Raw genomic sequence first — 13422 nt, forward strand, 5'->3', positions numbered from 1 at the left:
TGTAACGACAATGCAGTTTTGTATCAATTTTGTGCGTGAATTAGCACGCGTCGGGTTTATTGCACGATGTTAACGGTGACTTAATGCGTTAATGAAGTCTGCGGCCGGCATTGGTTTGCCAAACAGATAACCTTGCAGGAAGTTGACGTGATGAGCCCTCAGGTAATCGCACTGCACCTGCGTCTCGACGCCTTCGGCAACAATGCCCAGATCGAGTTTGGCCGACAGTTCGATAATGCTGTCGAGAATATGCCGGGACAGGGCGTCGGCCCCGATCATGGCGACAAAACTCTGATCGATCTTGAGAAAGTCCACATTGAACTGGCGCAGATAACCAAGACTTGAGTGACCGGTGCCGAAGTCGTCGATAGCGATCTTCACTCCCATGGCGTGCAGTTGTTCGAACAGTTGCCGGGTGATGTCGGTCGGCTCGATCAGTTCGCGTTCGGTCAATTCGAGTACCAGGCTCACGCTGCCCGGAACGAATGCGTCCAGAAATATCCGGCAGTCCTCAACCAGTTCCAGGTCCTGGCAATGACTGGCGGTAATGTTGATGCCGATGTGAAACGGCGCGGTAAAGGTCGGCGACAACGGGCCGAGCAACGCTGCCGTTTGCTGCATCAACCCTCGGGTCATCGGTACGATCAGTCCGGAATGCTCGGCAAATGGAATGAACAGATCCGGGCGCACCAGTCCTTCCTTCGGGTGATTCCAGCGCATCAGCACCTCGGTGCCCGACCATTGTTGGCTGTCGCCATGCACCACCGGCTGAAAGTAGGGGATGAACTCGCCGGCTTCCAGGGCGCGCTGCATTTCGTGGCTCGGCGACGTCGAGCGCTTTTGCAGGACATGCCCAATGGCCCCCGACACCGCGCCGAAAAAGATCAGCAGGCTGAACAGCGGCGGGTATTCACCGGTCATGTAGCGCCATGTTTCGCCTTTGGGGAAACCCGCCGACACACTGAAGGCATAGCGCGAGGAATCCAGCGTGTTTTGCGCGACCGGCAGCGCCGGCAACGGCCCCGTATGCACCTTGCCATCCGCCGACAGCCAGTTCTTGCCGACCTGCAGCAGCAACAGTGTGTGGCGACCGATCAGGCGCAGGATGTTGCTCAAGTGATAACCGTCGAGAGTGGTCAGCGCGCCGCCCCGACCTTCGCTGAGCCGGTACACCAGCAGCGCGGTATTGGGCGTCACCGGATTGCCGTTCATCAACCACAACTTGCCCTGGTTGTAGTCGCCGGGATTGACCGCTTCCTGATAATCACCGAACAGCGAGCTGCAATACAGATTGTTGTCCCACACCAGATTGGTCGAGCGCACGAAGGGCCGGCGGGTGACTTGTTCACGCAGGGCCAGCTTGACGTCATTGCAGGTCTGGCCGGCCAGCGGCAGCAAGACCTGGGCGGCTTGCGCGGTGTTGTCGAGCATCAGCTCGAACTGCCGCAAGGCTTCATCGGCGGTGTGTTGTGCGCTTTGTTGCAGGGTGCGTTCGGCTTGCATGTAGAGAATCACGCTGCCCAGCGCCACGGGGAGCAGGCCGCACAGCAGTGTCACGAATAGCCGGGAACTGCGCTTGCGGCGGTGTCTGGCGGTCAGAGGCATGAGCGCATCCTGTCGCGATGGAATGGAACTCTCGAAATCGCCGCGATCCCTGCGCAGCGACCGGTGTGAGGGCATGATAGTTGGCGGTTGATGCTTGCGCCGCTCATCGCTGATTCATCTGTGTCGCCAGTTCGATAAAGGCCAGCGTTGCGGGTGAGGACTGGCGCTGATCGAGCACGGCCAACCCGACCTGACGCCGCACGGCCGGCGACAGCGGTTTGCTCACGTAGCGTGGGTTTTCCATGTCGGGCAGCGAGCCTTCGGCCACAAGGGTGATCGCATCGCCCCGGCTGACGGCGTCGAGGGTGCTGATCAATTGTGAGCAGCGGTAACGAATGTTCGGTTGCAGACGCGCAGCATTGAACAACCGTGAAACCAGCTCGCTGGAGCCGGCTTCGGTCAGCACGAAGGGGTCGTTACACAGTTCCTTGAGGCTCACGTCGGAACGTGCCGCCAATCGATGATTCAAGGGGAGCAGGGCCACCATCTGGTCCTCAATCAGGGCAAAGGTGTCGAAACGCTCTTCGGGCAGCACGACAAAACCGATGTCGATCCGCCGCTCCTCCAGCCACTGAATCACCTGACGATCCGGCCCTTCATCCATGTGGACTTCGATACCCGGATGTACTTCGCGAAAGCGTTGCAGGATCTTCGGCAACAACTTGATCGACGACGTCGGGCCGAACGAGCCGATGCGCAGGGTGCCGCGCTTCATGCCTCGGGCATCGGCGGCTTCCTGGCGCAAGGTGTTGGCCAGTCCCAGCATCGCCCGTGCCCGCAGCAGCAGTTGTTCGCCGATGTCGCTGAGTTCCACTTGGGATTGATGGCGGCGCAACAGTTCGACGCCCAATTCCTGCTCCAGAGACTTCAGCGCGTGCGACACCGCCGATTGCGAAATCCCCAGGCGATGGGCGGCGAGGGTGAAACCGCGTAACTCGGCCACCAGCGAAAAGATTTCCAGTTGAGTCAGGGTCATGAGTTTTTACTCATTTTACGATGATGGAGAATCGGCTGAATGATACGCCATCCGTCAATTCAATCGTTTGGAGTGTTATGAGCAGTTGTGAGCAAACCCGTGGGGGCGCGTCGGATCTGCCGGTTTACCTGACCCTTTGCGCCGTGACCATGATCTGGGGCGGAACCTTTGTTGCCGGGCGGTTCCTGGCTGGCAGCCTGACCCCGGTGTTCGCCGCCAGCTTGCGCTTTCTGCTGGCGAGCGTGGCGTTGCTGATGTTTCTGTGGCTCGCGCGGATTCCGCTGGCCAGGCCCAGCCCTCGGCAATGGCTGCAACTGGCGCTGCTGGGGTTCTTCGGGATTTTCTTTTACAACCTGTGCTTCTTTTATGGGCTGCATTACATCAATGCCTCGCGCGCCTCGTTGATCGTTGCGTTGAATCCGGCGGTCATCGGTCTGGCCTCTTGGGGGCTGTTCAAGGAACGTCTGGGCCGGGCCAGAGTAATGGGCATTGCGATCTGTATTGCGGGGGCGAGCCTGGTGATCGTCAGTCGCAATCCGCAGTGGCTCGCGGCGACGGCGGACGCGTGGATCGGTGATCTGCTGATCTTCGGCTGCGTGCTGGGCTGGGGTGTCTACTCGCTGTTTTCCCGTGGCTTCAACCAGAGCCTCGGCCCGGTGCAGACCGTAACGTTTTCGATTTTGCTCGGCACGCTGATGCTGTGGGCGCTGGCGGTGCTGCGCGGGGAGGTGAGTGTTGCGGCGCTGGTCGAACTCGGCGCGCCCCAGTGGTTGAGCCTGCTCTATCTGGGCGTGCTCGGTTCCGCGCTGGCCTATATCGGGTATTACCACGGTATCCGCAAAATCGGCGCGACACGTTCCGGGGTGTTCATTGCGTTGAATCCGCTGACGGCGGTCATTCTCGGCGCGTTTCTGCTGGGCGAACGACTGACGCTGCCCATGTGCCTGGGCGGCGGGTTGATTCTGGGCGGCATCTACCTGTGCAACAAACCCTTTGCACCCACGGCAAAAAAGCGGATTTTATAGAGAGGGCAGACAACCATATTTACGCTGTGTAGAATCGGGTTACGCATACAATAATAATCGTCTTCTGGCAGCAGAAGCCTCGCCCGCAAGAGCCTTGGGTCGACAATGAAGATATTCGGGTTTCAACTGATCTACGGTGACTTCCTCGCCCGCAGTGTGCGTGGCATCTCCTGTGCGCCACCCACCGGTCTCAGCATTACTGACAAATAACTCTGGTTAATTGATAAGAATGATGAGGCGCCAACCATGGCAGATTTATACGAAAACCCAATGGGCCTGATGGGCTTCGAGTTCATCGAGTTCGCATCGCCGACACCCGGCACCCTGGAGCCGATCTTCGAGATCATGGGCTTCACCAAGGTCGCGACCCACCGTTCCAAGAACGTGCACCTGTATCGTCAGGGCGCGATCAACCTGATCCTCAACAACGAACCGCACAGCGTCGCCTCGTACTTCGCTGCCGAGCACGGCCCGTCGGTTTGCGGCATGGCATTCCGGGTCAAGGATTCGCAGAAGGCCTACAACCGCGCGCTGGAACTCGGCGCCCAGCCGATCCACATCGAAACCGGTCCGATGGAACTGAACCTGCCGGCGATCAAAGGCATCGGCGGCGCGCCGCTCTACCTGATCGACCGTTTCGGCGAAGGCAGTTCGATCTATGACATCGACTTCGTGTTCATCGACGGTGTCGACCGTAACCCGGTGGGTGCCGGCCTGAAGATCATCGACCACCTGACCCACAACGTTTATCGCGGGCGCATGGCCTACTGGGCCAAGTTCTACGAGACGCTGTTCAACTTCCGTGAAATCCGTTACTTCGACATCAAGGGCGAATACACCGGCCTGACTTCGAAGGCGATGACCGCGCCGGACGGCATGATCCGCATCCCGCTCAACGAAGAGTCGTCGAAAGGCGCCGGGCAGATCGAAGAGTTCCTGATGCAGTTCAACGGCGAGGGCATCCAGCACGTCGCGTTCCTCACCGACGACCTGATCAAGACCTGGGATTCGCTGAAGAAAATCGGCATGCGCTTCATGACCGCGCCGCCGGACACGTACTACGAAATGCTCGAAGGCCGCTTGCCGAACCACGGTGAGCCGGTGGATCAACTGCAATCGCGCGGCATCCTGCTCGATGGCGCTTCGGACAAAGACGACAAGCGTCTGCTGTTGCAGATTTTCTCGGAAACCCTGATGGGGCCAGTGTTCTTCGAATTCATCCAGCGTAAAGGCGACGATGGTTTCGGCGAAGGCAACTTCAAGGCGCTGTTCGAATCGATCGAGCGCGATCAGGTTCGCCGTGGCGTGCTGGCTACCGAGTAAGCCTTGCCCGATATAAAAAAGCCCGGCCTGCAGACATGCAGGCCGGGCTTTTTTTCAGGATTTTTTCAAGGGCGGCGCTGACGCATCAGATGCTTGAACCCTTCGAACACCAGCACTACAACCGCCAGCCAGATCGGGATGTAAGTCAGCCACTCTCCGGGCTTGATGCTCTCGCCCAGCAGCAGCGCCACACCGAGCAACAGCACCGGCTCGACGTAACTGAGCAGACCGAACAGACTGAATGGCAGCAAGCGGCTGGCAATGATGTACACCACCAGCGCCGAAGCGCTGATCAGGCCGAGCAACGGGATCAGCCACGCCAGCGCCGGGTACTGATCGAATACGCCAAACCCTTGGTCGCCACCGCGCACGAACCAGTACGCCACCGGCAACATCAGGGCCATGTCGACCCACAACCCGCCAAGGTTGTCGGATTTGAGGTACTTGCGCAGCACGAAGTACAGCGGATAACCCACGACCACCACCAGCGTCGCCCAGGAGAACCCGCCGACCTGATACAACTCGTTCAGCACGCCGAGACTGGCGAAGAACACCGCGACTTTCTGCAGGTACGACAGGCTTTCACCGTAGGCAATACGCCCGGTGAGCACCATCGCCAACGGCAGCAGGAAGTAGCCCAGCGACACGTCGAGGCTGTAGCCGTTGAGCGGCGCCCACATGAACAGCCACAGTTGCACGCCGAGCAGTGCCGCCGAAACCACCAGGCCGGCAATCAACTTGGGATATTCGGCCATCCGGCGCAACAGCGTAACCACACGCCGCCATTCGCCGGACAGCAGCATGAACAGGGTCATGCAGGGCAGGGTCAACAGCATCCGCCAGCCAAAGATTTCCACGCCGCTCAAAGGGGTGAGCAGAGAGGTGTAGTAATACATGACGGCAAACAGCGTCGAAGCTGTCACCGAGAGAGCGATACCTTTAGACAAACTGTCCTCGCGGGTTGAAGGTCGAACGGGGCGCGCAGGATACGTGGTTTTTGTGCTGAATATTGGTCGGGGTGGTCAATATTTTCTACATCCGCCAAAAAGCCCCTCACCCCAGCCCTCTCCCGGAGGGAGAGGGGCGACCGAGGTGTCTCAGTAAATCCGTCGACCTGAAAAGGCATGCCGATTGTGGATTCAACTCAAGGCGCTCAGATAAAAAGCATAGTCCGAACATCCCCCAATTGGTTCCCTCTCCCTTTGGGAGCGGGCTAGGGTGAGGGGGCATCTCAAGCCAGACGCGGTTTACGTCCCGACACAAAATGGCTCACGTCATTGAACCCCGGCGTCGAGGCATGCCCCGGTGTCACCAGCGAATCGATGAATGCTTCATCCTGCGCCGTGATCTTCACTGCCTGCGCCTTGGTGTAGGCGTCCCATTGTTCTTCAGTCCGAGGCCCGACAATCGCCGAAGTCACCGCGCTGTTGTTCAGTACCCAGGCAATCGCAAACTCGACAATCCCGACCCCGCGTTCACGGGTGTATTGCTGGATCTGCTGGGCAATGCGCAGGGATTCAACGCGCCACTCGGTTTCCAGGATGCGTTTGTCCTGGCGCCCGGCACGGCTGTTGGCGTCCGGCGTCACGTCCGGCGCGTACTTGCCGCTGAGCACGCCACGGGCCAGCGGGCTGTAAGGCACCACACCGAGGCCGTAAGTCTGGGCGGCGGTGATCTGCTCGGTCTCGGCCTGGCGGTTGACGATGTTGTACAGCGGCTGACTGATGACCGGGCGATCGACCCCCAGTTTGTCAGCGATGCGAATCACCTCGGCGATGCGCCAGCCACGATAATTCGACAGGCCCCAATAACGGATCTTGCCCTGGCGAATCAGATCGCCAATCGCCGAAATCGTCACTTCCAGCGGCGTGTCGTGGTCTTCGCGGTGCAGGTAGTAGATGTCGAGGTAGTCAGTGCCGAGCCTGCCCAGGCTGGCCTCTAGACCGTTGAACAGATGCTTGCGGCTCAAGCCGCTGCGATTCGGCACGCCGTCCACCGGACCGAACCCCACCTTGGTCGCCAGCACCCACTCGTGACGACGGCTGGCGATGGCTTCGCCGACGATTTCTTCCGAGCGACCGTTGGTGTAGACGTCAGCGGTATCGATGAAATTGATGCCTTGATCCCAGGCCTTGTCGATGATGCGCAGTGAGTCCTCTGCGCTGGTCTGTTCGCCGAACATCATCGTGCCCAGGGTGAGGGTGGAGACTTTCAACCCCGAGTGACCGAGTGTGCGATAGCTCATGCCGAAATCCTTTTGTCGGTGGGAAAGCTTCCATCAAATACCAGAAGCGCCTGGCGCGGCAAAGTGAATTTATTGGCTCAGCGCCGTGCAGCGCTCGCGCAAAAACGCCTGCAACACCTTGACCCGCTCCGACACCTGCACCCGGTGCGGGCACAGCAGATTGAACGGTACGCTCTCGCCGTGCCAGTCATCGAACAGCGTCAGCAGCCGCCCGGCGCGCACGTCTTCGGCCACGTCGAGCCATGCTTTGTAGGCGATGCCGTGTCCGGCGAGCGCCCAGCGGCGGGCGACTTCGCCGTCGTCGCTGAGGTAGTCGCCGCGCACTTCAACTTCCAGCAATTCATCGCCGCGGCTGAAACGCCAGGTGTTATAGGGGCGGCCGCTGCGCAGGTAGAGCAGGGCGCTGTGCTCACTCAATTCGGCGGGGCTTTGCGGCGTGCCGTGGCGTGCCAGATAGTCGGGACTGGCACAGGCGACGCGGCGATGGTTCGGCAGAATCGGCAGCGCCACCAGTGTCGAATCGCTCGGCACACCAAAGCGCAGCGCGACATCGACCGTCTCGCGGAACAGATCGGCATGCCGGTCGTTGAGCAGCAATTGCAGTTGAATGTGTGGATGCTCGCGCTTGAAATCATCCAGCCACGGCAGCAACACGTTGCGCCCAAAGTCCGATGGCGCCGCCAGTTGCAGCACGCCGCTCAAGCCTTGGGCCTGTTGCTTGAGCGCCTGCTCGCCCTCGGCCAGGGTCGCCAGGGCCAGGCGCACACTTTCCAGATAGCGCCGGCCTTCTTCGGTCAGACGCATGCTGCGGGTGGAGCGCGCGAACAGACGGATGCCGAGCCGGGTTTCCAGACGTTTCAACGCAATGCTGGCCGCCGCCGGGGTCAGTTCTAGTGCTCGGGCGGCGGCGGAAATGCTGCCGGAGTCGGCCACGCGAACGAAGATCTCCAGATCGAGAATCGAGCTCATTGATAAAAATCCTTTAAAGATCCTTTCGATTTGGCGGGATTTTTCTTCGATTGGCAACCTTGGAAGATGGAATCTCCTTAAGCCCAGCGGAGATTTCCCATGAAACAGCTCGAATCCATCTTGCGCAACCAGACCGTCGTCGTGATTGGCGGCAGCAGCGGTATTGGTGCCGCTGTCGCTTCGGAGGCTGCCGAACGTGGCGCTCATGTTTATGCGGTAGGTCGTCGTGCCGAAACGTCCGATGATCCGCATGGTATCCGCCATGAATCCGTCGATTTGACGGATGAGCCGTCGCTTCGCGCCTTGTTCGAACGTATCGGCAGCGTCGATCATCTGGTCATCACCGCCGGCCCGAGCGTCGCCGCCAGGCCACTGGCGGACAGTGATCTGTTCCAGGCGCAGCAGGCGTTCGAAGTGAAATTCTGGGGCGCGCTGCGGGCGATCCAAACGGTGCTGCCGCACCTGAGCGAGCGGGGTAGTGTCACCCTGACCTCCGGTCTGCTGTCGCGCAAATTCGTCGCCGGGCAATTTATCAAGACCACTCTCAATGCCGCGCTGGAAGCCCTTGCCAAGCAATTGGCGAAGGAGCTTGCGCCGCGTCGGGTCAACGTCATCAGCCCCGGCGTGACCGATACCGAGGCCTACGCCGGAATGGATGAAAGCCTGCGCACGGCGATGTTCGCTCGCACATCGGCGGCGCTGCCGGTGGGCCGGGTGGGCACGCCGCAAGACCTGGCGGCGGCGTTTATGCTGGTGATGGAAAACGGCTTTATCAGCGGTAGCATCATCGACGTCGATGGAGGGGGATTGTTATGACCTGGCAGTTCGATCACCTGGCGTTCAACACGCCGGACGGTCAACCGTTGCAGGACGCTTTCGGTGCCTTGCTGGGACTGACGCCGGGGCGGCGGCCGCCATTTCCATTCCCCGGTCGCTGGCTGTATCAAGATACGCAGGCGCTGGTGCATGTAATCGAGCAGCCGACGCTCGACGAGACGGCGTTGAGTCATATCGCCTTTCGTACCGATGATGACGCGGCGACGGTATTGCAGCGGGTACAGGCCAGTGGCTTGCCGTATCAGGTGGCGCAGGTGCCGGAGGACGGAATCTGGCAGATTTTTGTGCAGATGCCCGGTGGGCTGGTGGTGGAACTGGACGCGAATTTTGAACCGCACACCGATCGACTCCCTTTTCCCCTCGCTCCCGATGGAGGAGAGGGCTGGGGTGAGGGGGATGGGTCCGGAGTTCACACAAATCCCTGATCAAACACCCAGCAAAAAAAACGGCCCATAAAAAGGGCCGTTTCTCGTCGCTACCAACCCTTAAACCCGCAGCGCCCGCGTCATGCGCAGCGCCAGCAGACTCCCGCCGACAATCACCGCCGCCAGCAGGTACAACGCCGCGTCGGTCGAGCCGGTGCTGTCCTTGACCCAACCCACCAGGTACGGGCTGAGGAACCCGGCCATCTGTCCCATGGAGTTGATCAGGGCCAGACCACCCGCCGCCGCACCGGCGCTGAGCATGGCGGTCGGCACCGGCCAGAACATCGGCAGGCCGGTGAGGGCGCCCATGGTGGCCATGCTCAGGCCGAGAATGGCGATGGTCGGATTGCCGGCGAAATTCACCGCGATCACCAGACCGATGGCGCCCATCAGCATCGGCACCACCAGGTGCCAGCGGCGCTCCTTGCGCAGGTCCGCCGAGCGCCCGACCACCAGCATGAACACCGCTGCCAGCAGATACGGAATCGCGCTCAGCCAGCCGATCACCAGGTTATCGCTGAACCCCAGGTTCTTGATGATCGACGGCAGCCAGAAGTTGATCGCGTACACACCGCTCTGGATGCAGAAATAGATCAGACCGAATGCCCAGATCGCCGGGTTCTTGAACACCGCGAGCAGCGAGTCGGTGGTGGTTTTCGGCTTGTTCGCCAGGTCTTCGGCCTGATCCGCTTCCAGCACCGCACGCTCATGGGGGCTCAGCCATTTTGCGTTGGCGAAGTTGTCGCTCAACAGGAAATACGCCAGCGCCCCAAGCACCACGGTCGGAATGCCTTGCAGCAGGAACATCCACTGCCAACCGGCCAGGCCTCCTTGACCGGCAGCAAAATGATTGAGGATCCACCCGGAAAACGGGCTACCGAGCAGGCCGGACACCGGGATCGCCGACATGAACAGCGCCATGATCCGGCCACGGCGGAAGGTCGGGAACCATTGCGAGAGGTAAAGCACCACGCCGGGGAAGAACCCGGCTTCAGCCGCGCCGGTGAACAGGCGCAGGGTGTAGAACCCGGTCGGTGTGGTCACGAACAGCAGGCAGGTCGACAACGTGCCCCAAGTGATCATCATCAGCGCGATCCAGCGCCGTGGACCGAACTTGGTCAGCGCCAGGTTGCTCGGTACGCCGCACAGCACGTAGCCGATGAAGAAGATCCCGGCGCCGAGGCCGTAGACGGTTTCGCTGAATTTCAGGGCGTCGAGCATCTGCAGTTTGGCGAAGCCAACGTTCACCCGGTCGAGGTAGTTGAACAGGTAGCAGATGAAAATGAAGGGGATCAAACGCAGGGTAATGCGCTTGTATACGGCGTTTTTGTCGTCAGCGATGGCCTGGACGGCTGCGGCGCTCTGGGACATGGCGGCTCTCTCTTTTATTATGATTTTTTGCGATGCAAGGGTAACGTTGATCGCCCTGAGAGTCTCGGTCACCTGTGGCCGGATTGTCTTTGTGCCTGAGCACAGGGTTTGCCGCCAGACCCTGTGCGGGTGAACAACCGTCCGCGCCTGTTTACAAGGATTCCCGCTGTCATGTTTGAACTCGATCACGATCTGGCCCAGGACATCGTCGACCGGGCGATGGCCATTTTGCCGTACAACGTCAACGTCATGGACAGCCAGGGCCTGATCCTCGGCAGCGGCGAGCCTGAGCGGATCAACACCCGCCATGAAGGCGCGCAACTGGTGCTGGCCAACAGTCGGGTGGTGGAGATCGACGCCCAGACCGCCGCGCATCTGAAAGGCGTGCAACCGGGGATCAACCTGCCGCTGTTGCTCGATCAGCGCTTGATCGGCGTGTTGGGCATCACCGGCGAGCCGGAGCAGTTGCGCACCTACGCCGAACTGGTGCGGATGACCGCCGAGATGCTGGTCGGCCAGCGCAACCAGCAGGCCGAACAACAATGGCGGCGTCAGCGTTGCGATGACCTGCTGGCGCTGCTGTTGAGCGAGGCCGGGGATTCGCCGCGTCTGGTGGACGAAGCGCAGCAACTGGGGCTCAAGCCGCAACTGACGCGAGTGCCGTATCTGTTCGAACTGGGCCTGGAACACGGGCCGGGGCAGACCGTCGATGCGCTGAGTGCCTGGCTGATGTCGCGCTATCCGGACAGTTGGTGTGTGAGTTCGGCGAAGTCGTCGCTGCTCTGGTGTCGGCCGGCCAGTCAGACGGTCGAGCATGATCGCCTGCTGGAGAAACTTGATGGCCTGGGCTGGAAGATTCTGCGTATCGCCGTGGGCGGGCAGGCTGATGGTCTGGCAGGGTTGCGCCGCTGCTATCGGCGAGTCGGCGACTTGCTCGCTTACGGCCGTGAAGTGTTGCCGCGCTCACGGCTGCTGACGCTCAATCGCTATCGGCTGCCAGTGATGCTCTGGCGCCACCGCAACGATGACGCCCTCGATGAATTGCTCAAACCGCTACGCAAAGTGATCGCCAAAGACAACAACGGCCAGTTGCTCGCGACCCTGCGCAGTTGGTGCGATCACGACGGACAGAGTCAGGCCTGTGCCGATGCGCTGGGGATTCATCGCAACAGTCTGCGTTATCGGATGGAGCGGATTGCCGAACTCAGCGGAGTCGATCCGTTGCGGCTGGACGGCATGCTGGCGTTGTACCTGGGTGTGCAATTGCTGCCGCAGACCGACGATTTGTCGAAATGAACAATAAACGCCTGCACCCATTGTGCAGCGGACAGGCGTCAAGGATCGAGACGACTGGCAGCATGAGGGCCATTGGAACTGGAGAATTCGCATGAAGATCGTCATCGCCCCCGATTCGTTCAAGGACAGCCTGAGTGCCCAAGGCGTGGCCGAGGCCATTGCGTTGGGGCTGGCGCAGATCTGGCCGCAGGCCACGCTGGTCAAGTGCCCGATGGCTGATGGTGGTGAAGGCACGGTGGAGTCGATTCTCGATGCCTGCGAAGGCCAGTTGCGCCGCACTCGCGTGCGTGGTCCATTGGGCGCTCCGGTCGAAGCCGCGTGGGGCTGGTTGCCGCACAACCACACCGCGATCATCGAAATGGCCGAAGCCAGCGGCCTGCAATTGGTGCCGCCGGGGCAGCGCGATGCGTGCATCAGCAGCACGTTCGGCACGGGCGAGTTGATCCGCGCGGCGCTGGATGCCGGCGCGCAACGGGTGATCCTCGCCATCGGCGGCAGCGCCACCAACGACGCCGGCGCCGGGGCGATGCAGGCGCTGGGCGTCAAGTTGCTGGATGCTCAGGGCCAGACACTGGTGCCGGGTGGCCTGGCGCTGGCACAGCTGGCGCGGCTGGATCTGACCGATCTCGATCCGCGTCTTGCCCATGTGCGCTTCGACATCGCCGCCGACGTGAACAATCCGTTGTGCGGCCCCCATGGCGCCTCGGCGATTTTCGGCCCGCAAAAAGGTGCGTCGCCAGCGCAGGTGCAACAACTGGATCAGGCCTTGGGCCATTTCGCTGAAGTTTGCGCCCAGGCGCTGGGCAAGGACGTGCGCGACGAGCCGGGCAGCGGGGCGGCGGGTGGCCTGGGTTTTGCGGCGAAGGCCTTTCTCGGCGCACGGTTCCAGGCCGGGGTGGAAGTGGTCGCCGAACTGGTTGGCCTGGCCGACGCAGTCAAGGGCGCGGATCTGCTGATCACCGGCGAAGGGCGCTTCGATGCCCAGACCCTGCGCGGCAAGACGCCGTTCGGCGTGGCGCGGATCGCCAAGCAAAACGGGGTGCCGGTGATCGTCATTGCCGGGACGCTGGGTGAGGGTTATCAGGAACTCTACGGCCATGGCATTGATGCGGCGTTCGCCGTCACCAGCGGCCCGATGAGCCTTGAACAGGCCTGCGCCGAAGCGCCGCGCCTGTTGCGCGAACGCGCCACTGATATTGCTCGCGTCTGGCGGATTGCGGCCAAGCCTTGAACCTCATTGCTGATTGTTCCCTCGTGGCCCGTGGGAACAATCAAACAGCCATCATGCACAAGTGTTTCATTCGTGTAACACCTTGAAAAATATTTCTTCTTCCCCTGCAAACTTCCTCA

General features: G+C 60.9%; 12 protein-coding genes. 6 read left to right on the plus strand and 6 right to left on the minus strand.

Annotated features, from left to right (window positions below; all coding sequences use genetic code 11):
• Window positions 1-69: 69 nt before the first annotated feature.
• Window positions 70-1605, minus strand: coding sequence for an EAL domain-containing protein (locus KVQ74_RS04745; protein WP_217829833.1), 1536 nt, complete (start codon window positions 1603-1605; stop codon window positions 70-72).
• 103 nt (window positions 1606-1708) lie between these two features.
• Window positions 1709-2581: a LysR family transcriptional regulator gene (locus KVQ74_RS04750; RefSeq protein ID WP_217829834.1), complete on the minus strand. Its 873-nt coding sequence runs from the start codon at window positions 2579-2581 to the stop codon at window positions 1709-1711.
• A gap of 77 nt (window positions 2582-2658) precedes the next feature.
• On the opposite strand from KVQ74_RS04750, the gene KVQ74_RS04755 reads away from it, so the two are divergent.
• On the plus strand, window positions 2659-3606 hold the full coding sequence (locus tag KVQ74_RS04755) for a DMT family transporter (RefSeq protein WP_217829835.1): 948 nt from the start codon (window positions 2659-2661) through the stop codon (window positions 3604-3606).
• Window positions 3607-3852: 246 nt separating this feature from the next.
• Window positions 3853-4929: a 4-hydroxyphenylpyruvate dioxygenase gene (gene hppD / locus KVQ74_RS04760; RefSeq protein ID WP_217829836.1), complete on the plus strand. Its 1077-nt coding sequence runs from the start codon at window positions 3853-3855 to the stop codon at window positions 4927-4929.
• Between the two features lie 65 nt (window positions 4930-4994).
• Here the strand turns inward: hppD and rarD are convergent, their stop codons facing one another.
• The 3 genes from rarD to KVQ74_RS04775 form a co-directional block, all read right to left on the minus strand.
• Entirely contained in the window at window positions 4995-5876 is an 882-nt protein-coding gene (gene rarD, locus KVQ74_RS04765; RefSeq protein ID WP_217829837.1) for an EamA family transporter RarD, read from the minus strand.
• A gap of 284 nt (window positions 5877-6160) precedes the next feature.
• Window positions 6161-7174: an aldo/keto reductase gene (locus KVQ74_RS04770; protein ID WP_217829838.1), complete on the minus strand. Its 1014-nt coding sequence runs from the start codon at window positions 7172-7174 to the stop codon at window positions 6161-6163.
• Between the two features lie 69 nt (window positions 7175-7243).
• Entirely contained in the window at window positions 7244-8143 is a 900-nt protein-coding gene (locus KVQ74_RS04775; protein ID WP_217829839.1) for a LysR family transcriptional regulator, read from the minus strand.
• A 99-nt stretch (window positions 8144-8242) separates the two neighbouring features.
• On the opposite strand from KVQ74_RS04775, the gene KVQ74_RS04780 reads away from it, so the two are divergent.
• Together KVQ74_RS04780 and KVQ74_RS04785 are read left to right on the plus strand one after the other, a co-directional pair.
• On the plus strand, window positions 8243-8959 hold the full coding sequence (locus tag KVQ74_RS04780; RefSeq protein ID WP_217829840.1) for an SDR family oxidoreductase: 717 nt from the start codon (window positions 8243-8245) through the stop codon (window positions 8957-8959).
• Entirely contained in the window at window positions 8956-9405 is a 450-nt protein-coding gene (locus KVQ74_RS04785) for a VOC family protein (protein WP_225929862.1), read from the plus strand. Before KVQ74_RS04780 ends, KVQ74_RS04785 begins: the two co-directional genes overlap by 4 nt.
• Window positions 9406-9465: 60 nt before the next feature.
• Here KVQ74_RS04785 and KVQ74_RS04790 read toward each other — a convergent pair whose 3' ends face one another.
• On the minus strand, window positions 9466-10776 hold the full coding sequence (locus tag KVQ74_RS04790) for an MFS transporter (RefSeq protein ID WP_217829841.1): 1311 nt from the start codon (window positions 10774-10776) through the stop codon (window positions 9466-9468).
• A gap of 171 nt (window positions 10777-10947) precedes the next feature.
• On the opposite strand from KVQ74_RS04790, the gene KVQ74_RS04795 reads away from it, so the two are divergent.
• Window positions 10948-12072 carry a sugar diacid recognition domain-containing protein gene (locus tag KVQ74_RS04795; RefSeq protein ID WP_217829842.1) on the plus strand — a complete coding sequence of 375 codons (1125 nt, stop codon included), beginning with the start codon at window positions 10948-10950 and terminating at the stop codon, window positions 12070-12072.
• A 91-nt stretch (window positions 12073-12163) separates the two neighbouring features.
• Complete coding sequence (locus KVQ74_RS04800; protein WP_217829843.1) at window positions 12164-13303, plus strand: glycerate kinase; 1140 nt, start codon at window positions 12164-12166, stop codon at window positions 13301-13303.
• The last annotated feature ends 119 nt before the right edge of the window (window positions 13304-13422 follow it).

It is taken from the genome of Pseudomonas botevensis, from assembly GCF_019145475.1.
In the GTDB taxonomy this organism is placed as follows: Bacteria; Pseudomonadota; Gammaproteobacteria; order Pseudomonadales; family Pseudomonadaceae; genus Aquipseudomonas; species Aquipseudomonas botevensis.